The 22,153-nt window shown below is 71.0% G+C and carries 22 protein-coding genes; 5 read left to right on the top strand and 17 right to left on the bottom strand.

Annotated features, from left to right (window positions below; genetic code table 11):
* Positions 1 to 219: 219 nt before the first annotated feature.
* From GEV28_RS12500 to GEV28_RS12485, 4 genes are all read right to left on the bottom strand, one after another.
* Complete coding sequence (locus GEV28_RS12500) at positions 220 to 1,092, bottom strand: GNAT family N-acetyltransferase (protein ID WP_291411854.1); 873 nt, start codon at positions 1,090 to 1,092, stop codon at positions 220 to 222.
* 8 nt (positions 1,093 to 1,100) lie between these two features.
* Positions 1,101 to 2,276 (bottom strand): erythromycin esterase family protein, encoded by a 1,176-nt coding sequence (locus GEV28_RS12495; protein ID WP_291411853.1) that lies wholly within the window; start codon positions 2,274 to 2,276, stop codon positions 1,101 to 1,103.
* A gap of 97 nt (positions 2,277 to 2,373) precedes the next feature.
* The gene (locus tag GEV28_RS12490; RefSeq protein ID WP_291411851.1) at positions 2,374 to 3,399 is read right to left on the bottom strand and encodes a methyltransferase; all 1,026 of its coding nucleotides are present in this window, start codon (positions 3,397 to 3,399) and stop codon (positions 2,374 to 2,376) included.
* Between the two features lie 11 nt (positions 3,400 to 3,410).
* Positions 3,411 to 4,580 (bottom strand): hypothetical protein, encoded by a 1,170-nt coding sequence (locus tag GEV28_RS12485; protein ID WP_291411849.1) that lies wholly within the window; start codon positions 4,578 to 4,580, stop codon positions 3,411 to 3,413.
* A gap of 297 nt (positions 4,581 to 4,877) precedes the next feature.
* Between GEV28_RS12485 and GEV28_RS12480 the strand changes: the two genes are divergently transcribed.
* Positions 4,878 to 6,065 (top strand): cytochrome P450, encoded by a 1,188-nt coding sequence (locus GEV28_RS12480; protein ID WP_291411847.1) that lies wholly within the window; start codon positions 4,878 to 4,880, stop codon positions 6,063 to 6,065.
* A complete protein-coding gene (locus GEV28_RS12475) occupies positions 6,065 to 6,283 on the top strand; it encodes a ferredoxin (protein WP_291411845.1) in 219 nt (72 codons plus the stop codon). Before GEV28_RS12480 ends, GEV28_RS12475 begins: the two co-directional genes overlap by 1 nt.
* 124 nt (positions 6,284 to 6,407) lie before the next feature.
* On the opposite strand, the gene GEV28_RS12470 is transcribed toward GEV28_RS12475, so the two are convergent.
* The 9 genes from GEV28_RS12470 to GEV28_RS12425 form a co-directional block, all read right to left on the bottom strand.
* Positions 6,408 to 8,027: a PQQ-binding-like beta-propeller repeat protein gene (locus tag GEV28_RS12470; RefSeq protein ID WP_291411844.1), complete on the bottom strand. Its 1,620-nt coding sequence runs from the start codon at positions 8,025 to 8,027 to the stop codon at positions 6,408 to 6,410.
* Between the two features lie 117 nt (positions 8,028 to 8,144).
* On the bottom strand, positions 8,145 to 8,612 hold the full coding sequence (locus tag GEV28_RS12465) for a hypothetical protein (protein WP_291411843.1): 468 nt from the start codon (positions 8,610 to 8,612) through the stop codon (positions 8,145 to 8,147).
* Positions 8,613 to 8,625: 13 nt separating this feature from the next.
* A complete protein-coding gene (locus GEV28_RS12460) occupies positions 8,626 to 8,964 on the bottom strand; it encodes an antibiotic biosynthesis monooxygenase (RefSeq protein WP_291411841.1) in 339 nt (112 codons plus the stop codon).
* On the bottom strand, positions 8,961 to 10,190 hold the full coding sequence (locus tag GEV28_RS12455; protein WP_291411839.1) for a beta-ketoacyl synthase N-terminal-like domain-containing protein: 1,230 nt from the start codon (positions 10,188 to 10,190) through the stop codon (positions 8,961 to 8,963). Before GEV28_RS12455 ends, GEV28_RS12460 begins: the two co-directional genes overlap by 4 nt.
* Entirely contained in the window at positions 10,187 to 11,467 is a 1,281-nt protein-coding gene (locus GEV28_RS12450; RefSeq protein WP_291411837.1) for a beta-ketoacyl synthase, read from the bottom strand. The genes GEV28_RS12455 and GEV28_RS12450 overlap by 4 nt, the downstream gene beginning before the upstream one ends.
* Positions 11,464 to 12,354: a cupin domain-containing protein gene (locus GEV28_RS42270; protein ID WP_367115094.1), complete on the bottom strand. Its 891-nt coding sequence runs from the start codon at positions 12,352 to 12,354 to the stop codon at positions 11,464 to 11,466. The genes GEV28_RS12450 and GEV28_RS42270 overlap by 4 nt, the downstream gene beginning before the upstream one ends.
* A 13-nt stretch (positions 12,355 to 12,367) precedes the next feature.
* Positions 12,368 to 12,613, bottom strand: a complete 246-nt coding sequence (locus tag GEV28_RS12435) for a phosphopantetheine-binding protein (protein ID WP_291411835.1) — start codon at positions 12,611 to 12,613, stop codon at positions 12,368 to 12,370.
* A gap of 13 nt (positions 12,614 to 12,626) precedes the next feature.
* Positions 12,627 to 12,944 carry a TcmI family type II polyketide cyclase gene (locus GEV28_RS12430; RefSeq protein WP_291411831.1) on the bottom strand — a complete coding sequence of 106 codons (318 nt, stop codon included), beginning with the start codon at positions 12,942 to 12,944 and terminating at the stop codon, positions 12,627 to 12,629.
* Positions 12,945 to 13,170: 226 nt separating this feature from the next.
* Positions 13,171 to 14,190: a medium chain dehydrogenase/reductase family protein gene (locus GEV28_RS12425; protein WP_291411829.1), complete on the bottom strand. Its 1,020-nt coding sequence runs from the start codon at positions 14,188 to 14,190 to the stop codon at positions 13,171 to 13,173.
* Between the two features lie 170 nt (positions 14,191 to 14,360).
* On the opposite strand from GEV28_RS12425, the gene GEV28_RS12420 reads away from it, so the two are divergent.
* The 3 genes from GEV28_RS12420 to GEV28_RS12410 all read left to right on the top strand — a co-directional run bounded on the left by GEV28_RS12420 (position 14,361) and on the right by GEV28_RS12410 (position 17,452).
* Positions 14,361 to 14,849: an ester cyclase gene (locus GEV28_RS12420; protein ID WP_291411827.1), complete on the top strand. Its 489-nt coding sequence runs from the start codon at positions 14,361 to 14,363 to the stop codon at positions 14,847 to 14,849.
* Entirely contained in the window at positions 14,849 to 15,760 is a 912-nt protein-coding gene (locus GEV28_RS12415) for an NAD(P)-dependent oxidoreductase (RefSeq protein ID WP_291411825.1), read from the top strand. Before GEV28_RS12420 ends, GEV28_RS12415 begins: the two co-directional genes overlap by 1 nt.
* 153 nt (positions 15,761 to 15,913) lie before the next feature.
* On the top strand, positions 15,914 to 17,452 hold the full coding sequence (locus tag GEV28_RS12410; RefSeq protein ID WP_291411824.1) for a hypothetical protein: 1,539 nt from the start codon (positions 15,914 to 15,916) through the stop codon (positions 17,450 to 17,452).
* A gap of 3 nt (positions 17,453 to 17,455) precedes the next feature.
* On the opposite strand, the gene GEV28_RS12405 is transcribed toward GEV28_RS12410, so the two are convergent.
* From GEV28_RS12405 to GEV28_RS12390, 4 genes are all read right to left on the bottom strand, one after another.
* Positions 17,456 to 20,032 (bottom strand): ABC transporter permease, encoded by a 2,577-nt coding sequence (locus GEV28_RS12405; protein ID WP_291411822.1) that lies wholly within the window; start codon positions 20,030 to 20,032, stop codon positions 17,456 to 17,458.
* 2 nt (positions 20,033 to 20,034) lie between these two features.
* On the bottom strand, positions 20,035 to 20,814 hold the full coding sequence (locus GEV28_RS12400) for an ABC transporter ATP-binding protein (protein ID WP_291411820.1): 780 nt from the start codon (positions 20,812 to 20,814) through the stop codon (positions 20,035 to 20,037).
* A 163-nt stretch (positions 20,815 to 20,977) separates the two neighbouring features.
* Entirely contained in the window at positions 20,978 to 21,544 is a 567-nt protein-coding gene (locus tag GEV28_RS12395) for a hypothetical protein (RefSeq protein WP_291411818.1), read from the bottom strand.
* Positions 21,541 to 22,056, bottom strand: a complete 516-nt coding sequence (locus GEV28_RS12390; protein WP_291411816.1) for a DUF1707 domain-containing protein — start codon at positions 22,054 to 22,056, stop codon at positions 21,541 to 21,543. The genes GEV28_RS12395 and GEV28_RS12390 overlap by 4 nt, the downstream gene beginning before the upstream one ends.
* Positions 22,057 to 22,153: the final 97 nt, after the last annotated feature.

Below are 22,153 nucleotides of genomic sequence, written 5' to 3'. Positions count from 1 at the left end.
GCTCCGCTCGGCGTGGACGGCATTCGCGCGAAGCATGGTGGTTGGGTTGGTTGGTTTGCTCATGCTGTGGCACCTGCTTCGCTCCGCTCGGCGTGGACGGCATTCGCGCGAAGCATGGTGGTTGGGTTGGTTGGTTTGCTCATGCTGTGGCACCTGCTTCGCTCCGCTCGGCGTGGACGGCATTCGCGCGAAGCATGGTGGTTGGGTTGGTTGGTCTGCTCACGCTTTCGCTCCTTCGCCGAACCGGTACTCGGTCACGTCGATCAGCTTGGTGAAGCCGACCTTCTCGACCACCGAGCGCATCGGCACGTAGGTGAGGTCGAGCGTGCACACGCACGCGTCGGCGCCGTCCTCCAGCGCCCGGGCGACGACCTCGCCGAGCACCAGCCGGGCGTAGCCGCCGTCGCGGTGCGCGGGCGAGACGAACACGCCGGACGGGCGGACCACACCGGCCAGCGGCGGGTTCCAGCCGGCGGCCGCGGCCCGGGAACCGTCCGGCGCCTCCCACACGATGAGCCGCTGGTTGGCGATCTGGCCGCCGACCATGTGGTTGCTGCGCTGCTGGATCTCCTCGGGCGGCAGGCCGATGTCCCGCATGGTGGTGGTGAACCATTCGGCGACCGTCTCGAGGTCGTCCTCGGTCGCCAGGCGCGGCCGCCCGTTCGGCGCCTCCGGACGCGTGGTCGACCGGCACTCCATGATCCACTGCTCGCGCTCGACGTGCGTGGACAGGCCGGTGAGCTCGGCCCAGCGGTGCGCGAACGCGGCCGCCGCGTCGGTCGGGCCGTTCACGCCGGGCAGCGACTCACCCGCCTTCACCAGGTGTTCGGCCAGCGTGTGCGCGGCCTCCTCGGGCATCCCGGACAGCGTCATCCGGTACGGCGCCTTGGCCCACGCCGCACCGACGACATCGGCCACGTCACCGCCGCCGTCGGTGACCGTCGCGAACACCGGCTCCTTCTGGCCCGGCGGGTTGCCGGCCGGGTCGAGCGCGTGCACCAGGAACAGGTTGTTCTCCACGGGCTTTCTGGCCAGCCACTCGCCGGCCCGCTCCGCGAACACCGCCGGATCCGGGGTGGTCGAAACCTCCATCGCGGGCCTCACAGGATGGTCGTGGGGGTGAGTTCCTTGACGTGGACGAGCGCGTCGTACCACCCGGCGAGCGAGCCGCCGGTCATCCAGTAGCCGTCCGGGTCCTGGCCGGGGTCGCAGATGGACCCGATGACCCGGGCCTTCTCGATCGGCCGCGCCAGCCACTCGCGCACGGCGTCCGGCACGTTGTGCCGCATGCTCAGCAGGTAGCGCGGGGTGCCGTTGTTGGTGAGGTGCCGCTCGACGAACTCCGGCGCCTGCCTGGGCACCGGCATCGCGCGGCTGGAGAACGGCGGCAGGCCCCAGCCGGAGTTCACGTCGCCGGTCTCGAACGTGATACCGAGCGAGAAGTACCTGTCGCCGAACCACTCGCGCAGGTGGTCCCCGGTCGGCCGGAACCTCAGCACGCCGCGCGGCGGCACCGAGATCGTCAGCTCGGCCGACCGCACGCTGTGCGCGTTGGTGGACCAGTAGGCGATCTTGTCGCCGGTGTGCTCGTGCCACCAGCGCAGGTTCTCCGCCATCTTCAGGTCCCGGTAGCCGTCGTCCACCAGGTGGTAGGCGTAGTGCTCGTAGAACGCGACGATCTGCCGGACGTGCTGGACGACCAGCGCGTGCTCCTTGTCGCCCTCGGCGTGCGGCAGCGCCTCGACCAGCGCGAGGGCCGAGCGGGCGTGCCCGACCCAGGCGTCCTTGTCGGGGACCTGCATCAGGAAGTACGGCACCGGCTGCTCGGTCCGCGGCTCGATCACGTCGAAGTGGGAGCGCAACGCGGCACGCCGCTCGGGGGCCACCCGCTCGACGTACCGCGTCACCTCCTCGTACACCGCCGCGCGAGTGTCGATCACCCCGGCGCCGACGAGCCGCACCTGCTCGTCGTGCGTCGTGTTGTACTCCCGGACCCACTCGACGGCGTCGGTGAGCTCCCGCACCCGCCACGGCACCCCGGCGCCCTTCATCAGCGCCTCGAGGTCGCCCTCCCCGGTCCGCGCGTAGCGGTCGAGGTCGAGCACGACGTCCCAGTCGTCCTCGGTGGCGACCGCGCGGAACCCGTGCTCCTCGACGAGCAGCCGGATGATCCGGTGGGTCATGGTGAACTGCTCGTGCCCGCCGTAGGTCGACGGGCCGATGCCCACCACGGTCGCGTCGCCGACCCATTCGCCGAGCCGCTCCAGTCGGTCCATGGGGGCAGCGGGGTCCGCCGTGGACAATGGAATGCCACGCTGCCGAACCCATTCCGCTACATCAGAATCCAGCTCCGAGCTCACGTCACCACTCCAGTTACTTGGCGGGAACCGCTTCGATGATCGAGAACGCCGTGCCGGTCGGGACCACGCGCGTCAGCTCGTAGCCGGCCTGGCCGAACAGCTCGGCGTACTCCTCGGCGGTGCGCAGGAAGCCCGCCATCGTCACGTACATCATCACGTCGAAGTGCCGGACGAACCGGGGCGCGTCCTTGGTCTGCACCAGCTCCGCGGCCGCGATGCGCGCCGTCGGCGAGGCGTCCCGGCAGCGCTTGAGCAGCGACACGAGCTTCTCGTCGCTCCACGAGTGGGTGATCTGCTTGGTGACGTAGAGGTCGATGCCGGTGGGCACGTCCGCGAAGAAGTCACCGGGGAAGAAGCCCAACCGTCCACTCCGGACCAGCGGGTCGATGTCGGTGCGGGACTTGGCCTGCTCGATCACCGACGGCTGGTCGACGAGCACGCCGCGCTCGACCGACGGGTACGCATCGAGGATGTTGGTCAGGTACGTGCCGATGCCGCCGCCGAGGTCGGCGACGACGCCCGCCTTCGCGAACTCCGTGTAGGAGCTGACGATCCGCGGGCCGAGCGTGGTGGAGAACTCGTTCATGGCGTCGTTGAACTGCCGCGCCTGCTCCGGATGCTGGCCCAGCCACGCCCACAGGTGCGTGTCGTACACCTTCGGGAAGGCAGGCGCGCCGGTGCGCACGCTGTGCCCGAGCGCGCCGTAGCTGGCCCACAGCCAGTCCGCCGCGCCGAGGCCGGACATGACGTACTGCGAGTCCGGCACGCCCCGGCGCAGCAGGTGCGAGCGGGTGGTGTTGGCGAACACGCCGGGCGACGGCTCGGCGAACACGCCCTCCACGGTGAGCACCCGCAGCGCGCCGGACAGCGGGCGCGCGGCGGCCCCGGCCTTGGCGGCCAGCTCGCCGACGGGCAGCGGACCGTCGACGAGCAGGTCGGCGATGCCGAGCTCGGCGACGACCCGGACGGCCTGCGCCGCGGAGGGGAACATCAGCTCCTGGACCGCGGTGATGTCCTCGATGGACGGTTGGTCGGTCACGACTGCTCCCCTCAGGCCCGCGCGTGGATGGCCGTGGCGCTGCCGCCACCCGGGTTCTCCCGGACGAACGGCACGTCGCCGCCGACCGTCACGTGGCGGACGCCGGTGAGGCCGGGGACCTGCACGGGCACGATCCGGCCCTCGTTGCCGCCAAGGCCCAGCTCGCCGCTGTTGTTGCAGCCCCACGCCCACAGGGTGCCGTCATCGAGCACGGCGACGCTGTGCCCGAAGCCGCCGGGGTTGGTGTCGCCACCGCCACCGGTCGCGGCGACCTGCGTGACGTTCCGCAGGCCCTTGACGTCGACCGGCGCGGTCGTGGACGTGGTCTCGCCGTTGCCCAGCTGGCCGCAGTCGTTGAGCCCGAATGCCCGCACCGTGCCGTCCTCCAGCAGGACCAGCGTGTGGTGGTAGGCGCCGGCGACCTCGCGGACGCCCTCGGCGGCGAGCTTGGCCGGCGTGTTCGTGTTGTCGGTGGTGCCGTTGCCGAGCTGGCCGCAGTCGTTGAAGCCCCAGCCGGACAGCGTGCCGTCGGTGTGCACGGTGAGGCTGTGCCCGCCGCCGACCGCGACGTACCTGACATCGGTGAGGCCCTTGACCCGCGCGGGGACGTTGCGCACGACGAACTCGACACCGGCGTGCGCCTGCACGACGTGGCCGGGCCGGGTGCCCGCCTCGGCGCCGTCACCGAGCTGCCCGCGGTCGTCGCGGCCCCAGCTCCACACGGTGCCGTCCTCGAGCAGGGCGAGCGCGTGGCTGCCGCCGGAGACCAGCGCCACGATGCCCTCGGGCGCCTCGACCGGCACGGGCACCGGGTGCACGCGCATGTTGTTCGGGCCGAGCATGCCGAAGAAGCCCGCGCCGCAGCCCCACACCGTGCCGTCCTCGCGGAGGAACAGGGTGTGCCCGCCGCCGGGGGCGACCTGCTTGATGCCGTCCAGCTTCACCCGCCGCGGGGCGGTGGCGTTGTCCGTGGAGGCGTTGCCGACCTGGCCGAAGGCGTTGCGGCCCCAGCCGTAGGCGGTGCCGTCCTCGAGCACCGCGATGACGTGCCCGCTGCCCGACTCGACCGTGCGAATGCCCTCCAGGCCGGCGATCGGGGTGGGGGTGTTCCTGGCGTCCTCGCTGCCGATGCCGAGGTTGCCGTTGGAGTTGTCACCCCACGCGCTGACGATCTCGCTCATGGTTTCCCTCTCGTTTCGCGGTGTCTCAAGACTCGCCGGGACAGGTCCCGTCGTCGTGGGTCCGCAATCACGCCGACTCCGGGAACCTCCTCATGGTGCGAGAAATGTCGGGTTCCGTGCCGGATCCTCAGGCCGGCCTTGAACCGGGTTCAAGGCCGCGGTCAGCGCCGATGGGCATGGTTGACCTTAGGGATGAGGCTTGTCTGAAATGAGCCGGCGCCTTTGACCGACAGTTGAGCGGGCTCAGACGGATCAGGGGCAATGTTTCAGACAAGCCTCACCGTGTCTGGAGGTCCCATGTCCTTGCCTCAGCTGCCGCGGGCGCGCACCAACCCGTTCGACCCGCCGCCGGAGTACACCTTGCTGCGCAAGGAGTCCCCGATCTCCCGGTTCGTCTGGCCGAACGGCGTCGAGGGTTGGCTGGTGACCCGGTACAACGACGTGCGCGCGCTGCTGTCCGACTCCCGGCTGTCGATCAACCGGTTCAACGCGCCGCCGCCGAACCTGTCCGCGGGCCGCAAGCCGTCGGTGATGCTGCCGAAGTCGCTGGTGGCCATGGATCCGCCGGAGCACACGCCGTGGCGCCGGCTGGTCATCCGGGAGATGACCCCGCGCTGGGCCCGGTCGATGGAGCCGCGGGTCACCGAGATCACCCGCGGCTACCTCGACCGGATCCGGGACGCTGGGCCGCCGGTCGACCTGGTGCCGGCGCTGAACTTCCCGGTGCCCTCCAAGGTGATCTGCGACCTGCTGGGCGTGCCGGACTCCGACCACGCGTTCTTCCAGGAGCAGGCCGGCATCCGCAGCGAGGTCGGCGCCGCACCCGAGCGGGTCGACGCCGCGACCGGCGGGCTGTACTCCTATTTGGACAGCCTGGTCACGGAGAAGCGCAAGGCCGGCGCGGACGATCTCCTCGGCCGGCTCGCCCGGTCGGAGATCGACGGTGCGCCCGCGCCGCACGACATCGTGGTGGGCCAGGCGATGCTGCTGCTGATCGCCGGGCACGACACGACCGCGAACATGATCGGCCTGGGCACGGCGACGCTCCTGCACAACCGGGCGCTGGTCGACGAGCTGCCGGACACCGACCGGGCCTCCGCGCTGGTCGAGGAGATCCTGCGGATGCAGGCGATCATCCAGTACGGCATCGTCCGCCGCGCGGTGGCCGACATCGAGATCGACGGCGTGCACATCGCCGAGGGCGACTGGGTGGTCTCGTCGCTGGCCTCGGCCAACCGGGACGAGTCCCGTTACGGCTGCCCGCACGCGGTGGACCCGTCGGCCGCGAACCCGCCGCACCTCACCTTCGGCTACGGCGTGCACCAGTGCGCCGGGCAGAGCCTGGCCAGGGTCGAGGTGCGCGTGGTGCTGCGCGAGCTGTTCCGGGCGTTCCCCACGCTGGCGCCGGTGACGCCGGTGGAGGAGCTGCGCTACCGCGAGGACATGTTCGTCTACGGCCTGTTCGAGCTGCCGGTGCAGTGGTGATGGCCGGCTACCGGATCGAGGTCGACCGCGAGCTCTGCTGCGGCGCCGGCCTGTGCGCCGACGCGCTCCCGACGGTGTTCGACCAGGACGGCGACGGCGTGGTGGTCCTGCGCGACCCCACCCCGGCCCCGAACCTCCTGCCGGACGTGGAGGACGCCGAGTTCGCCTGCCCCGCCACCGCCATCAAGCTCCACAAGCCAGAAGACCCCGCCGCCTGAACCCCCAGGACCCGCGAGTCCAACCCCCAGGACCCGCGAGTCCAACGCTCAGGACCCGCGAGTCCAACAAACGGGACGGCCCGGCAACCGTGGGGTTGCCGGGCCGGTCCCTTTGTCGATCTGTCTACTTGAGACCGAACGCGAGCATCACGGTGCCCTTGTCGGTCGGGTAGAACGGGTAGTAGCCGGCCATCACGTAGACCATGCCGTCGGCCACGATCGCGCCGCCGTTGCCGGACAACGCGCTGCCGCGGCCGGGAACACCGTTGACGCCCTGGAAGTCCCGGATCGCGTCGAAGGTGTAGAGCACCTCACCGGTCCGCGAGGAGAAGATGCGGAACTTGCCGTCCGCGCTGCCCTCGTAGATCAGACCAGGCGACCCGGTCGGCGCCGGGGTGAAGATCGGCATGCACATGTCCTGGAAGGCCGCCGCGCCACCGGTGGTGCAGCCGTCCTCCGGGTGCGCGCTCGTCCACACGATCTCGCCGTCGGCCGCGTCGATCTTGTACAGCGTGCTCGGCTCCTCGTACCACGTCGCCGCGTAGAGGTACCTGCCGTCGAACACGCTGCCCCACTGGACGCCGACACCGCCGTGCGGGCCGGGGGCCAGCTCGTTGCGCCACACGACCCGGCCGCTGCGCGCGTCGAACGCGTAGTACATCCCGTTCTTCTGGCCGATCGTCACCAGCGTCCGGCCGCGCACGGTGATCACGTTGGCGGACGCGCCGAAGTCGGCGTCCAGCGCCGTGGTGCCGAGGCCGGGGCAGTAGTCGCCGGGGTTCTCCTGCTCGCACGCGGTGGTGTAGGTGTCCGGGAAGGTCATCCGGTTCTTCCAGCGCACCTTGCCGGTGTCCATGGACAGCGCGATCACGCTGTTGATGTCGCCCTCGGACCCGGTGGTGTTCTGCCCGGTGCCCACGAAGACGGTGCGGCTCTTCAGGTCAGCGACCGGGCTCGACCACACGCTGCCGCCGGCCGGCGCGTACTTCTTCGCCCCGCTCGGCCACGTGCCGACCTCCTCGGCCGGCCGCATCGTGTAGTACTCCCAGATCTGGTCCCCGGTGTCGGTGTCCAGCGCGACGACCTGGCCGCGGTGCTTGCAGCAGGCGTAGTTCGGGTCCCGTGCGAGTCCGGCCTCCAAGGTGGACACCCCGACGAACAGCCGGTTGCCGACGATCAGCGGCGAGCTGGTCATCGCCGACAGGTCCTGGGTGCTGACCTTCTTCGCCCACCGCAGCTTGCCGGAGCGCTTGTCCAGTGCGAAGATCCGGCCGGTCGAGTCGCCGAAGTACACCTTGTCGCCCGACACCGCCGCACCGTCGCGGATGCCGTTCGGCGCACCGTCGGGCAGCGGACCGGTGAGCTCGTTCGCGTCGTAGCTCCACCTCGTCTCGCCGGTCTTGGCGTCCAACGCCACGAACTCGCCGTCCGGTCCGCCGACGTACAGCACGCCGTCGGCCACCGCGGGCTGGCTGCCGACCCGGGCATAAGGCACGTTGCCGAACGTGTAGGCGTACTTCAGCTCCAACTGCCCCGCGTTGCGCGGGGTGATCTCCCGCTCGTTCGCGTTGTAGCGCGAGCCGACGGTGTCGAGCTGCCAGGTCGGCCAGTCGCTCGAGCGGTGACCGCGGTCGGCGGCGGCCTCCGGCTCGGACGAGGCGACCCCGCACGAGGCTGTCGTGAGCGCGGCGAGGCCGGCGGCTAACGCCAGTGCCTTCCGCCGCACGGTCGGAGAGAACTGCACGGCACCTCCCGGTGCTAGTCCAAAGTGGTCCAGTGAGATAGTCCCCGCCCGGAAGGCCCGGGCGGGGATTGCTCGACTGCCCCCAGGGGACGCCTGTCAGCGATCCTCGAGTCTCGTTCAGACAGTCAGGATCGCGGCGAGGTAGCCGGCCACCGCGAGGATGCCGCCGTAGGTGCGCACCACGTGGGCGAGGTGCCAGGTATGCCGCTTCTGGGCCCACCGCTCGTCGTCGACGGTGTCGGTGCTCCACTTCTCGATCTGGCGCCAGATCGGGCGGTTGACGCCCTCGGACGTCAGACCGACGACGAGCATGCCCACCGAGCCGACGATGAACAGCACGGCGGAGCCGACACCAGGAGCGGCGACCGCGGCGACCACCCCGATGCCGGCCGCGATCACGCCGTTCCACACCGCGATCGGGTGGAACACGTGCATCTTGATCCGCTGGCACGTGCTCACGTACCGGTCGTAGGGCAGGCCGTTGAGCAGCGGCAGGATCGACAGCTTCATGATCCACAAGGTGCCGAGCTGGATGCCGGAGGCGGCCAGCACCCAGACGCTCATGATGGTGAGGGTCTTGTCCATTTCTTCTCCTGTGTCAGCCGGCCAGCCGGGTGGTGGACTTGCTGGTCTCTTCGCGGATCTCGAACTTGATCGACCTCGCCTCGGTCATGCAGGCCCGCATCGGCCCGGCCAGGTCGCGGTGCCCGGGGCTCTGCTCCCAGGCGGTGAAGTGCCCGAGCGACTCCCACTCGCTGGTGATGAGCCACTGCTCCGGGTCCGTCGCGGACTGGCACACCTGGTCCAGGACGTGCCCCGGCACGCCGCCGGCCACCTCGTACCGGATTCGCTCGTACGCGGTGAGGAAGCGCTCGACGTTCTCCTCGGGCACCCGGACCAGGAACACGACCCGGGCCCGCGCCGCTGTGTTGCTCATGCCGCCTCCTCGTAGCGGCCGACGACGAGCGCGGTGTTGTACCCGTCGTAGCCCCGTGCGTTGACCAGTGCGGTCGACGTCCGCTGCGTGGTCGGCTCGGTGACGAAGTTGAGCTCGCACCCCGGCGCCGGCTCGGTGAGCCCCGGCGTGGCCGGCAGCGTGTCGTAGCGCATCGACTGCAGCGCGGTGGCCACGTCGACCGCCGCCCCGCCCTGGTACATCCGGCCGATGCGACCCTTCTGCGTGGTCACCGGCACCTCGTCGCCGAACACGTCGCGGATGGCCCGCGCCTCGACCCGGTCGGCCTCGGGCACCCCGACCGCGTCCGGGAACACGACGTCCACATCGGACGGTTCGCGCCCGGCGCGCTCCAGCGCCATCCGCATGGCCCTGGCGACCTGTTCGCCGTCGCCGCCGTCGCCGGGGCGGCTCGCCCGGCCGTCGTGCGTGGCGGCCCAGCCGAGCACCTCGCCGTGGATCTCCGCGCCCCGCTCGCGGGCGTGGTCGAGGTCCTCGACGAGCAGCACCGCACCGCCCTCGGCCGCCACGTACCCGGCCGCGCCGCCTTCGAACGGCCGGTACGCGGTCTCCGGGTCCGTGCCGGTCGCGAGGCGTCCGGTGGACAGCTGGCAGGTGAGTGCGTACGGCGAGAGGGGGCCCTCGGTGCCGCCGGCGAGCACGACCTTGGTGCCGCGCCGGATGGTCCGCGTGGCCTGCGCGAAGCTGTCCAGCCCGCCCGCGCTCTCCGCGACCAGCACGCTGCACTGGCCCTTCATCTGGTGCAGGATCGAGATCTGCCCGACGCTCGCCGCGTAGAACCAGGCGATCGACTGGTAGACGCTCACCTGGCCGCCAGGCTCGCTCCACAGCGCCTGCAGCTCGCCCTGGCCGAACTCGTTGCCACCGGAGGAGGACGCGAGCGCCACCGCGGTGTCGTAAGGGTCCATCGTGGACAGATCGATGCCCGAGTCGTCCAGCGCCTCCTGGGTGGCCGCGAAGCCGTGCCAGGTCCACCGGTCGGTGGCCACCTTCAACCGCGCCGCGATGTAGTCGTCGACATCGAACTCGGGCACCTCGCCGGCGAGCGTGACCGGGTAGGACGACGGGTCGAACCGGGTGATCCGGCCGAGCCGCGTCGTGCCGTCGAGCACGGTCTTCCAGTGCGCGTCGGCACCGATCCCGGACGGCGCGACCACCCCGATGCCGGTGACCACCGCGCGTGTCATGCCGCCTCCTTCAACCGACTGAACACCATGGCCGACTGGAACCCGCCGAACCCGCTGCCGACCGAGAGCGCCACGTCGACCTTCGCCTCGCGGGCGGTGTTCGGCGTGTAGTCCAGGTCGCACTCGGGGTCCCGCTGCGCCCAGTTGGCCGTCGGCGCGATCGTGTCGGTGTCGATCGTCAGCGCGCACGCGGCCATCTCGATGGCGCCGATCGCGCCCAGCGAGTGGCCGATCATCGACTTGATCGAGCTGACCGGCGTCCGGTACGCGTGCTCGCCGAGCACCCGCTTGAACGCCGCGGTCTCGTGCCGGTCGTTCTGCTTGGTGCCCGATCCGTGCGCGCAGATGTAGTCGACGTCGGTCGGGTCGGTCCGGCCCTGGTCCAGCGACACCCGGATGGCCTCGGACATCTCCAGCCCGTCCGGCCGCAGCCCCGTCATGTGGAACCCGTTGGAGCGGCTGGCATATCCGGTGACCTCGCAGTAGACCTTCGCGCCCCGGCGCAGCGCGTGGCCGAGCTCCTCGAGGACCAGCACCGCGCCGCCCTCGCCCATGACGAAGCCCTTGCGGGTCGCGTCGAACGGGCGGGAGGCGTGCTCCGGGTCGTCGTTCTCCGGCGTGGTCGCCTTGATCGCGTCGAACGAGGAGACGGTCACCGGCGAGATCGGGCTGTCCGACGCGCCCGCGATGATCACGTCGGCCTCGCCGTCCTGCACGAGGTGCCACGCGTAGCCGATGGCGTCGATGCCGGACGTGCAGCCGGTGGAGATCACCTGGGTCGGGCCGTGCGTGCCGTACCGGTGCGCGATGTCCGCCGCCAGCGACGAGGGCACCAGCGCCTGGTAGAGGAACGGACCGCCGTAGGTGTGGTCGACCAGCCAGTCCTTACCGGTGTTGCTGACCGCCACGTAGTCGTCCTCGAGCGCCATCGTGCCGCCGACCGCCGAGCCCATGACGACGCCGGTGTTGTCCAGCGTCTCCTCGGTCAGCTCCAGGCCGGAGTCCGCGAGCGCCTCGGCGGCGCACGCGAGCCCGAACTGGACGTAGCGGTCCGCGCGGCGGATCTCCCGCGCGGACAGGCCGGCGGCGACCGGGTCGAAGTCGGCCTCGGCGGCCACCCTCGAGCGGAACTTGGTGGCGTCGAAGAACGAGATCCTCCTGGTCGCCGTGCGGCCGGCGGTCAGGGTGGACCAGAACTGGTCCCGGGTGACGCCACCGGGGGCGACCACGCCGACCCCGGTGACGACGACCCGCCGTAACCCATTGCCTGGGCTCATGACTGCTTCTCCCGGGCGGCCAGGATCTTCGCGGCCACCGCGGCGGCCTCCTCGCGCGTCTCGGTGTCCACGTGCCCGAGCTCGGGGCGCGGTGCCAGCGGGCCGAGGTGGAAGACCGCGAAGACGTCCTCGGTGCCGACGTTGCGCAACCGGTGGCGGGTCTCCTTCGGCACCAGGATCGCGGTGCCGGCGGGGACCGGGACGACCTCGTCGTCGACGTCGGCCTCGAGCTCGCCGCGGATGCAGAAGACGAACTCCTCGCTGTACGGGTGGTAGTGCTCGGCGATGGCCTCGCCGGGCCGCAGCGTCGCGCCGCCCATGAAGCCCGAGGTGCTGCCGACCGTGCGCGGGGAGAGCAGGGTCTGGATGGTGCCGCCGCGCCGGTGGTCGGCCGGGCAGTCGTGAATGGACACCGTCCTGTGGTCCGAGGCCCGGCGCGAGTGGTACGCCTTCTCGATCTTGTCCTTGATGACCCGCAGCTGGACCGCGGAGTTCTTGTTGATGTTGTCGACCATCCACCCGTCGTCCACCGGCGCGGTGTCCTTCATGTGGAAGTCCTGCACCCAGCGCAGGATGACGCCGCCCTCGACCTCCTCGTAGTGCCAGTCGAGGTTCATGTACTCGAACGGACCGGTCTCGACCCGGTGGCTGTGGGTGCGCTTCTCGTCGAGGTAGCGGGTGCGCTCGCTGACCCAGCTCCAGGAGACGCCGTTGTCGTCGGGGAACATGGTGAGCCGGAACGTGATCGTGTCCCCGCCCTCGCTCACCACCTCGGTCGCGGCGTACTCGGTGAACAGGTTCGGCCAGTTCGGCACGTCGTTGGTGATGTCCCAGACGAGCTGGAACGGCGCCTCGATGCGGATCTGGTTGTCGGTGTGACCGGCCATGGCTCGACTCCCCTTACGCTGCTTGCTCGGCGTTCTTGTTGATGAGCTCCACGATGTCGCCGACGTTCAGCTCACCGGACTCGTCGGGGATCTCCACGCCGTACTGCTTGGTGATCACGATCTGCAGCTCGAGGACGGCCAGCGAGTCGAGGCCCAGATCCTCCAGCGAGTTGTCCGGGGCGTCGGCCAGCGTCTGCGGGGCCAGGCCGACCTTCTTCACCAGGATCGACTCGATGTCGTCGAACGACACGTTCGCCATGTTCGCGGGCTCCTTATTTCTCGTAGGTGTAGAAGCACTGAGCCTGGGCATCCTTCGGCGAACGCCAGGTCGACAGGTAGGGCGAGATGAAGGCGCTGAGCCGGTCGGAGATGTTCACGAACTCGGGGTGGCCCTTGATGCGGCTGATGGTCTCCTGACCGGGCTCGGCCGTCTCGAGGAGCTGGATGTAGACGTCACCGAGGGTCCACAGGGACCGGTGCTCCACCCCGGCGATGCGGGGCAGCTCCGTCGCGTCGGACTCCGCCCAGACCTGGGCGACCTTCTCCTGTGAGTCGGGCATCATTCGAGCGACAATCAATGATCGGTGCACGCTTGTCTCCAGCTTCGACAGCGCTCGCGCATGGGTCTCGCCATATGGTCGAGCGGCACATTTCGGATGGCTTTCTTCCCATCGAGGATGCGGTGCGCCGCGTCCCCAGGTCATGAGTCGGATGTCCCGGCCGGCCGGGCAGGGTGCCCGATTCGAGCGAAGTTCGAGCCGGGCACGAAAAAGCCGGCCCGATCTCCTTCGACCGGGCCGGCTCTCGTTTCCGCCCTTATTCCGTGCAGGTCAGTACGAGCTTTCCGGTGACCCCGCGCTCGAGCTGGGCGAAGGCCTCGGTGGCGTCGCGCAGCGGGAGCGTGGCGATCGAGCGGGGCGCGATCTTGTCCGCGGACAGCAGGTCGAGCACCTGGGCGAGGTCCTCGCCGTAGGCCCGCGGCTGCTTCTTCTCCAGCGCCCACGCGTTGTAGAAGCCGGTCCTGCGCCCGTCCGGCCGCAGGTTCGGCAGGATGATGCCGCCGAGGAAGCCCATCGCGCCCACCGCCATGTTCCGCTTGCCGCCGCGCAGCGCCTCGCTCTGCCCGTACGCGACGAGCCGGCCGCCACGGTTGCGCAGCACGCTGTAGGAGCGCCAGAAGTGCGGGCCGCCGATCGGGTCGAACGCGGCGTCGACCGCGCCCACCGAGTCGCGGATCGCGTTGGCGAAGTCCTCGTTGCGGTAGTCGACGGCCACCGCGCCGTGCCGGCGCACGACGTCGAGGTTGGTCGCGGACGCCGTGCCGAACACCGTCACGCCGCCGATGTGCTCCGCGAGCTGCAGGAACGCGAGGCCGACGCCGCCGGCCGCGCCCTGTACCAGGATGCTCTGCCCGGACCGGACCTTTGCCACCCGGTGCAACATCTGGTAGGCGATGAAGTAGTTCAGCGACACCGCCGCTACGTTCACCGGGTCGACGCCGTCGGGCACCGGGACCAGCCGCTCGGCCGGCAGCGTGATGCCGGTCGTGTAGCCGCCGGACACCACGAGCGCCGCCACCCGGTCACCGGGCCGCAGCGTCGTCACGCCGTCCCCGACGGACTCGACCACGCCGACGACGTCGCAGCCGGGCACGAACGGCGCCTTGGGCCCGCCGGGGATCACGCCACGCTGGAACAGCAGGTCACCGTAGGAGACGCCGGCCGCCTCGACCCGCACCCGCGCGTGCCCGGCCGGGGGTGCCGGCAGCTCCGTGGTGCGGACTTCCAAGCAGTTGGCCTGTTCCCGGTTGACGGCGTATACCTGGGTTGTCTGCATTTCCGCCTCCGTTGTTCACTGCGAAATCAAATGCAAGTCTAGATGTTGCCCGTTCCCGGTTCGCCCGGGAATTGTTCATCAATTACCGGGACGTTCGCGGGAAGACACCGGGAAGCACGCGTGAAACCGTGGCCAGGATGGTGTACTCGTTCTGTGCGCGGAGGTCGTAGATGTCCGAAGAGAACATCGAACTGGTCCGTTTCGCGACCGAAGAAGGACTCAACAAGGGGAACCTCGGATTCATCGACGACGTTTTCTCGGCCGACTACGAGGTGCACACCGCCGGGCTCGCCCTGCCGAAGGGTCCGGCGGCGTTCGCGATGGCGGTCGAGTTCTGGAAGCGCGCGTTCCCGGACTTCACCTGTGGCATCCAGGAGATGTTCGCCTCGGGTGAGCTGGTGGGCCTGCGGTTCCGCACCACCGGCACGCACACCGGGCCGCTGATGTGGATGCCGCCCACCGGCCGCACGTTCGTGGTCGAGGGTGTCGACCTGCACCGGGTGCGCGACGGCAAGGTCGTCGAGTCCTGGATCAGCGACGACTTCCCGCGGATCCTGTTCGAGCTCGGGATCGTGGAGGAGCCCGCGCCACCGGTCGGGGCGGGCCCGCCGGCGGGCGTGGCGATCCCCGGTGCCTTCCCCGAGGCCAAGGCGAGCTGATGGCACCCAAGATCGCCTTCATCGGCCTGGGCGCGATGGGCGGCGGCATGGTGTCGCGGCTGCTCGCGTCCGGCGCGAACGTGACGGTGTACAACCGGACCCGGTCGCGCGGCGAGGTGCTGGCCGAGGAGGGCGCGGTGCTGGCGGACACCCCGGCGGCCGCCGCTTCCGGTGCGGACGTCGTGTTCCTGTCGCTGGCCACCAGCGAGGTCGTCGAGTCGCTGCTGTTCGGTGTGGACGGTGCGGTCGACGGGCTGCCCGAGGGCGCGATCGTGGCCGACATGTCCACGGTGGCACCGGAGTTCGCCACGTCGTTGCAGGCTCGGCTCGCCTCGTCGGGGCACCGCGGCCTGGACGCCTGCGTGCTCGGCAACGCCCAGCACGCCAAGGATGGCGAGCTCCGGTTCATGGTCGGCGGCGAGGCGGAGGACGTCGAGGCGCTGTCGCCGGTGCTCGAGCCGCTGGCCAAGGAGATCGTCCACCTGGGACCTGGCGGCATGGGCGCGACGGCGAAGCTGGCGTTGAACCTGCTGATGGGCGTCCAGATGCAGGCGCTGGTCGAGGCGATCGTGTTCGGCGAGCGGGCGGGCCTGGACCGCAAGGCGCTGATCAAGCTGATCGCCGCGGGCGGGTACAGCAGCCCGATGATGAAGTTCAAGGCCGGCGTGATGGCCAGGCGGGCGTTCGAGAAGCCGGACTTCCGGCTGAAGCTGATGCGCAAGGACCTGGGCCTGGTGCTCACCGAGACCCAGCGCCTGGGCGTCCCGATGCCGACCACGGCCGCGAGCCACGACTGGCTCACGGCGGCGATGAACCGGGGCCTCGGCGAGCACGACGTGGCGAGCCTGCTGGCCTACACGGAGATCGTGTCGGGCCTGAACCAGTACCTCTGGCCCGGCGAGGCAGCCTGACCGCAAGCCCACTGACGGCCGCTCTCCCCTCGGGAGGGCGGCCGTTCGCGTCGCAGCAAGCGGTCGCCTCGGGACCCCTCCCAGCGCCGGTCCGAACAATGGTTACCGCACCTCGTTCGGCAGGTCTGCGAGTGAAGGACTCCGATGCGTCTGATGCCCGAACCGCCCGACGCCGCACCGCACGAGCCCGGCGCGCCCGAGGCACGGTCGCGTGACCCGTTCGCCGTCGCGCTGGGGAACGCGTCGCTGCTCGGGGTCGGGTACGTCCTGCTGGGCAGGCGGGGCCTCGCCGCCGTCGCCGTGACGGTGTCCCTGGGGCTGCTCGCCGTCCTCGCCTTCGTCGAGGGAGCCGGCTGGTTCCAGGGCGTGGTGTTCGCGTGGTGGGCGGCGGTCGCCGTGCACGGCTTCTATCTGGCGACGAGCTCGCGAACCCGACCGAGCGGGGTACGCGCGCAGCGGCTCGTCGCGGCCGCGGCCGCGGTCCCGGTGCTGGCGACGTTCGTGGTGCTGCGGGTCGACGCCGCGCAGAAGGAGAGCGCCGCCGACGAGGCGCACCGCGCGGGCGAGTGTGCGCAGGTTCTGTCCATCGTGGACGGGTTGGGGCCGGCGCAGCGGCTGGCCGACGCACCGCTGGTCGACCGGGCGAACGACGGCGCCGAGGCGTGCGAGCTGGTGGTGCGCGCACGGCGGCAGGCCAAGGACGACCGGCTGCTGGCCGCGCGGACGATCGCGCGCTACCAGGACCACCGGGCGGCGCGGTGGGCCGGTGCCGCCGACTACCGCGCCGACCTCCTGCTCGACCAGGCCGCCGAGAACCTGCGCGCGGCGCTGACCGGCGACGTCGACGCGCTGGGCGCCGGGTTCGACCTCCTGCGGAAGATCCGCGGCGAGTTCCGCGACCGCACCTCCGACGCCGACGGCGTGCTGGCCGACTTCCTCGGCGGCCTGCCGGTCGAGGACCCCTGCGTCACGCTGAAGGTCACGGACTGGATCGGCCGCCAGCAGGCCCGCGGCAGCACCGACCTGCGCCGCGCCGAGGGCATCGTCGACGAGGTGGCCCCCGCCGCGCTCGTCGGCTGCGCTGACCGGCTCCTGGCGGCGAACAACCCGTCGGAGGCGCTCAAGGGGTACCAGCGGCTGGTCACCGACTACCCCGAGCACACCCTCGCGGCTCGGGCCGAGAAGGGGATCACGGCCGCCACCTACGCGATCCAGCTGCGCGACGTGCGGACCCTGCTCACCCCGCCGTACGGCGGCGAGCTGCCCCCGTACTGCACCACCCCGAAGCCTTACGGGGGAGCGAAGCCGTACCGGGGTCGCGGGCCGCATCGCACGATGCTGTTCGGCCAGGACCACCACCGCGACAACCTGCCCGCACCGTGGCGCGCCACCGACGACGCCGCCGCGGTACTGGTGATCTGCGCCGGCGCCGAGCAGCTCGGTGACGTGGTGGAGACGTGCACCTACGAGCCGGTCGACATGCCCGGCGGATACCGGAGCGTCACGTTCCACAAGTACAAGGTCCCCGTGCGCGTGTACGAGGTGCGCACCGGCCGACTCGTGGCCAACACCACGGTGCAGATCGGCGGCACGAGCTGTCCCTACTTCCTGTACGGCTTGCCGGCCGACGAGTACGTCTCCCCGACCACGGCGGACATCCGCGCGGCCTACCAAGGGCTGATCACCCCGTGACGGCTACTCGTAGGCGATGGCCGACAGGACGTTCACCCGCGCGGCCCGGGCGGACGGCGCGAGCGCCGCGATCAGCCCGGCCACCACGGCGAGCCCCAGGAACACCGCCAGCGACGCCCACGGCACGGCCAGCACCGCCAGGTCCGCCACCGAGACGAACGCCGCGCCCGCCAGGCCGCCGAAGGCCAGCCCGAGCAGGCCGCCGAACACCGACATCACCAGCGACTCCGCCACGACCATGTGCACCATGTGCGATCGCCGCATGCCGATGGCCCTGAGCAGGCCCAGCTCACGCGTCCGCTCCAAGATGGACAGTGCCATCGTGTTGATGATGCCCAGGATGCCGATCACCACAGACAGTCCCAGCAGGACGTAGAGCATCGTCTCGGCGATGTCGACCCGGCTCGACGCGTCGGAGGCCAGCTGGGTCTGGTCGGCCACCGTCACCTCGGGGTTGTCGGCCACCAGGTCGGTCACCGCCCGCGTCACGGCCGCCCGGTCGGCGCCCGGCGCCATCAGCACGTAGCCGACGGCCGGCATCGCCGACACGAAGGACGTCTCGGCCGCGGCCGGCGACAGGACCGGGCCGCGCAGCAGGAAGTTCGGCTCGTAGCTCCCCACGATCCGGTACTCCTTCGTCCCGGCCCGCTGGGTCGCGACCTCCACGGAGTCACCGACGGCCAGCGTCAACGTCGACAGCGTGCCGGTGTCCACGGCGACCTCGTCGTCGGCCAGGCGGTCCAGCGAGCCGGCGACGCGCACCAGGCCGAGCACGTCGGACAGCGCGGGCAGGTCACCCGCGTTGGCCGGGCTCGCCGTGCCGTTGACCTGCACGGTGTCGGTGTACTGGTCGGTCGCCTCCGCCACCCCCGGCACGTCGCGCGCCTTCGTGATGACATCGGGCGAGAACGTCGGCATGATCCGGCCGTCCGCCGCGGTGGGCGGGCCGCCCTCCTGGCCGCCGGCCCGCGCGCTCACCCCGTCACCGGAGATCACGAGGTCGGCGGCGAGGTCCGAGGACACCACCGACGACACGTCCGCACGCAGCGACTCCGCCACCACGCCGACGCCGCCGACCAGGCCCAACGTCACCACCAGCGTTGCCACCGTGATCGCCGTCCGGCGCGGGTTGCGCGCCGCGTTCAGCCGGCCGAGCTTGCCCGGCATCGACCAGCTCAGCAGCCGCCCGACCGCCGGCAGCAGCGTCCGGCACGCGACCGGGGTCAGCAGCGCCACCCCGGCGAGGCCCAGCACGATCCCCGCGGCGAGCACGGGCAGCGGACCGCCGCCGACCACCGCCGCGACGATCCCGCCGCCGCCCAACACCGCCGGCACCGCGCCGATGACCGTGATCCGCTTCAGCGACCGCTGTTCCGCCGCCGCCGCGCGCATCGCCGCCACCGGCGGCACCCGCGACGCCCGGAACGCCGGGACGAGCGCCGCGACCAGCGTCACGACGATCCCGAGACCGAACGCCAGCAGCAGCTGCGGGAGCGGCACGGACAGCCCGACCGGGAACTGCGCCCCGCTCTGCGCCTCCATGATCGCTTGCAGCCCGGTCGACACCGCGATGCCCAGCCCTACGCCGACCGCGGACGCGACCACACCCACCAGCAGCGCCTCCACCAGCACCGAGCCGATGATCTGCCGCCGCCGCGCACCGAGCGCCGCGACCAGCGCCAGCTCTCCCGTGCGCTGCGCGATGAGGATCGAGAACGTGTTGAGGATCAGGAAGATCCCGACCAGCAGTGACAACCCGGAGAACGCGAGCAGCACGATCCGCACGATGTCCAGGAACGCCAACCCGTCCGCCGCTGTCTGCTCGGCCAGCTCGTCGCCGGTACGCACCACGTAGTCCGGGCCCACCACGGAAGCCACCGCGTCGCGAAGCTCGTCGGGCGACACCCCGGAGTCGGCGGTCAGCGTGATCGAGCTGAACACGCCGGTCTCACCGAGCATCAGCCGCTGCGCCACCGGCTCGGTGAACGCCACCTCGGTGCTGCCGCCCAGCGTGCCCAGCCCGTTCGTGAACCCGTAGACGCCCACGACCTCGAAGGACTGTCGCGGTTGGAGGGTCAGCACGTCGATCGTGCCGCCGACGGTGAAGCCGCCCTGCTCGGCCAGCCCGGCGTTGATCGCCACCTCGCCGTCCGCCGTGGGCCCGCGGCCGGAGCGCAGCTCGATCAGGCCGGTCTCACCCGGCCACGCGCGGCCCAGCCGCGGCGGTCCGGTCAGGCTGATCACCTTGCCGTCCGGCCCGACCGGCCGGGCACCGTCGGCCGAGACCTCGCCGACCACCGACGCCGCGCCCGGCACGTCCGCCAGCTCGTCGACGAGCGAGGCCGGCACCGGCGGGGTGAACGCCCGCCCGCCGGCCTCGGAGTCCACATTGGAGCGACCGCTGACCGACACGTCCACGTTCGAGGTCGTGGTCTGGAAGATCGCGTCGAAGCCGTTGCCGATCGTGGTGGTCGTGACCACGGCGGCGGACACCGCCATGACCCCGAGCACCACGGCGAGACCGGCGAGCATCAGCCGCAGCTTCCGCGCCAGCAGGCCCTTCAGGGTCGCCTTCAACATGACTACCTCGTCTCGGGCTCGGACCCTGTTGAGTCCAGCGCCTTCATCGTGTCGAGGACCTCGTCCGCGGTCGGGTCGGGCAGCTCGTGCACGAGCCGCCCGTCGAGCAGGAACACGACCCGGTCGGCGTAGGCCGCCGCGTTCGCGTCGTGCGTGACCATGACGATGGTCTGCCCGAACTCCCGCACCGACCGGCGCAGGAAGCGCAGGATCTCGGTGCCGGAGCGGGAGTCCAGGTTTCCGGTCGGCTCGTCGGCGAAGATCACGTCCGGCTTGGGCAGCAGCGCCCGCGCGCACGCGACCCGCTGCTGCTGGCCGCCGGAGAGCTCACTCGGCCGGTGGGTGAGCCGGTCGGCGAGCCCGACCGCCTCGACGACCGTGTCGAACCAGGCCGGCTCGGGCTTGCGGCCCGCGATCGCCAGCGGCAGCGCGATGTTCTCCTCGGCGGTGAGCGTGGGCAGCAGGTTGAACTGCTGGAACACGAACCCCACCCGGTTGCGGCGCAGGTCCGCGAGACCGCGGTCGGACAACCCGCCCAGCTGGACCTCACCTATCCACACCTCACCGGAGTCCACTGTGTCCAGTCCGGCGAGGCAGTGCATGAGCGTGGACTTGCCGGACCCGGACGGGCCCATGATCGCCGTGAACTGGCCGCGCCGGATGTCGGCGGAGATGTCGTCCAGCGCGGTGACCGCGGTGGCGCCGGTGCCGTAGGCCTTGGTCACGCCGACCGCGCGGGCGGCGAGGCCGGTGACGGTGTCCTGAGCGACGGTGCTGGTCATGGCTGGTCCGCCTCCCCGGAATTAACCCTCGTGGTCACCGTGCGTCCAGTTCGACACGTACCGGTGGCTGGGTCGCGTCCCGTTCCCCTTGGGTGCGGTTGGCCGGCAGGCGGTTCGTGCAGGTTCCGGGCTGCTCGACTAGCTGAGGTCGACACAAGGGGTGTCATGCCGACTCCTTGGCGTTGACGGTCCGGGTGCGGTTGCTGACCCGGCCCCACGGCTTGACCACCGACAGCACCAGCGCGAACAGGGTCAGCAGCGCGAGGACGGCGATCATGCCGACGGGTCCGATGCGTGCGCCGTACTCCATCGGCCAGGACCCGGCCGCGCCGGCGCTCTGCTCGATGGTCGAGCCGAGCGTCATCGTGCCGGCGACCACCATCGCGAGGCCGATCACCAGCTTCACGACCACCCAGTAGAAGCGGAACAGCCCCCACTTGGTGCCCAGCGCCAGCACGAGCCCGGTGAGCAGGGCGAGCAGGGTGGCCGGCGCGAAGAACGTGTCGGCGACCATGACCGCGGCGTCATATGCGGTGCGGGCCCTGGCCTGGCTGGCGGTGAAGAGGCCGATCATGCACAGCGCGAGCGTGCTCAGCAGGATGCCGAGCCACCCGACCGCGGCCGTGATGTGCGTGATCTGCCAGACGTGGCGGACGGTTCCGTGCAGTGGCGTGATCCGGATGCCCGGCCTGCTCGGCGTGCCCGTGGTAGTCGTGCGCGTGGTGCTCATGTCCGCCCCTCGGTGCCCTCGTTACTGCCCTCGTTCGTGTTGCCCGTCCATGGTGGCGTCCGGCGCTGACGAACCCATCGATCTCCGGCCCTGCTCGAGCGGGCCACGACCGAGGCGTGCACGGCGAGGCTGCCCCACAGCAGGAACATCGGCCCGGCCGGCCAGAAGAACTCGGCGCCGGAGGCGACGAACCGCATGATCAGGAACACCGACAGCACGACGGCCACGGCCGCGTGCACCCGCAGCCGGCTCGGCAGCCCGGCCGCACGCGTGGCGATCGACGACCGTGGCCCGGCCGCGGTCGCCCGCCCGTTCGGCAGGTCGGCGGTGAACCTGTCCAGCTCACCCCGGTACGTGACGACGTAGACCTGTTCCAGTCGCTCCTCCGCCTCGGCGAGGGTCAACCGACCCTCGCCCGCGGCTTCGCTGACCAGCTTCGCGACGTGCTCCCGCTCGGCGTCGGAGGCGCGCAGGGCGGGGGTCGCGGACTTCGACTCCCGGTTCTCGTTCATGGTGACCAATGTGCTCCCCAGCAGGGGGTTTCGTCGTCGCACAGCCGGCTGAACCCCGGCTACCCTCCCCGGCTACCCCGGCGGGCGGCGCCTGCGC

It is taken from the genome of Actinophytocola sp. (assembly GCF_009379765.1).
In the GTDB taxonomy this organism is placed as follows: Bacteria; Actinomycetota; Actinomycetes; order Mycobacteriales; family Pseudonocardiaceae; genus Actinophytocola.
The sequence above is the reverse complement of the archived record's forward strand: the minus strand, read 5'-3'. Positions and strand labels throughout refer to the sequence as shown.

Excerpts from the sequence above, each read along its gene's own strand:
- GEV28_RS12500 (WP_291411854.1), bottom strand. The coding sequence starts at position 1,092 with ATGGAGGTTTCGACCACCCCGGATCCGGCGGTGTTCGCGGAGCGGGCC.
- GEV28_RS12495 (WP_291411853.1), bottom strand. The coding sequence starts at position 2,276 with ATGGACCGACTGGAGCGGCTCGGCGAATGGGTCGGCGACGCGACCGTG.
- GEV28_RS12485 (WP_291411849.1), bottom strand. The coding sequence starts at position 4,580 with ATGAGCGAGATCGTCAGCGCGTGGGGTGACAACTCCAACGGCAACCTC.
- GEV28_RS12480 (WP_291411847.1), top strand. The coding sequence starts at position 4,878 with ATGTCCTTGCCTCAGCTGCCGCGGGCGCGCACCAACCCGTTCGACCCG.
- GEV28_RS12475 (WP_291411845.1), top strand. The coding sequence starts at position 6,065 with ATGGCCGGCTACCGGATCGAGGTCGACCGCGAGCTCTGCTGCGGCGCC.
- GEV28_RS12465 (WP_291411843.1), bottom strand. The coding sequence starts at position 8,612 with ATGGACAAGACCCTCACCATCATGAGCGTCTGGGTGCTGGCCGCCTCC.
- GEV28_RS12460 (WP_291411841.1), bottom strand. The coding sequence starts at position 8,964 with ATGAGCAACACAGCGGCGCGGGCCCGGGTCGTGTTCCTGGTCCGGGTG.
- GEV28_RS12455 (WP_291411839.1), bottom strand. The coding sequence starts at position 10,190 with ATGACACGCGCGGTGGTCACCGGCATCGGGGTGGTCGCGCCGTCCGGG.
- GEV28_RS12450 (WP_291411837.1), bottom strand. The coding sequence starts at position 11,467 with ATGAGCCCAGGCAATGGGTTACGGCGGGTCGTCGTCACCGGGGTCGGC.
- GEV28_RS42270 (WP_367115094.1), bottom strand. The coding sequence starts at position 12,354 with ATGGCCGGTCACACCGACAACCAGATCCGCATCGAGGCGCCGTTCCAG.
- GEV28_RS12435 (WP_291411835.1), bottom strand. The coding sequence starts at position 12,613 with ATGGCGAACGTGTCGTTCGACGACATCGAGTCGATCCTGGTGAAGAAG.
- GEV28_RS12425 (WP_291411829.1), bottom strand. The coding sequence starts at position 14,190 with ATGCAGACAACCCAGGTATACGCCGTCAACCGGGAACAGGCCAACTGC.
- GEV28_RS12420 (WP_291411827.1), top strand. The coding sequence starts at position 14,361 with ATGTCCGAAGAGAACATCGAACTGGTCCGTTTCGCGACCGAAGAAGGA.
- GEV28_RS12415 (WP_291411825.1), top strand. The coding sequence starts at position 14,849 with ATGGCACCCAAGATCGCCTTCATCGGCCTGGGCGCGATGGGCGGCGGC.
- GEV28_RS12410 (WP_291411824.1), top strand. The coding sequence starts at position 15,914 with ATGCCCGAACCGCCCGACGCCGCACCGCACGAGCCCGGCGCGCCCGAG.
- GEV28_RS12405 (WP_291411822.1), bottom strand. The coding sequence starts at position 20,032 with ATGTTGAAGGCGACCCTGAAGGGCCTGCTGGCGCGGAAGCTGCGGCTG.
- GEV28_RS12400 (WP_291411820.1), bottom strand. The coding sequence starts at position 20,814 with ATGACCAGCACCGTCGCTCAGGACACCGTCACCGGCCTCGCCGCCCGC.
- GEV28_RS12395 (WP_291411818.1), bottom strand. The coding sequence starts at position 21,544 with ATGAGCACCACGCGCACGACTACCACGGGCACGCCGAGCAGGCCGGGC.
- GEV28_RS12390 (WP_291411816.1), bottom strand. The coding sequence starts at position 22,056 with ATGAACGAGAACCGGGAGTCGAAGTCCGCGACCCCCGCCCTGCGCGCC.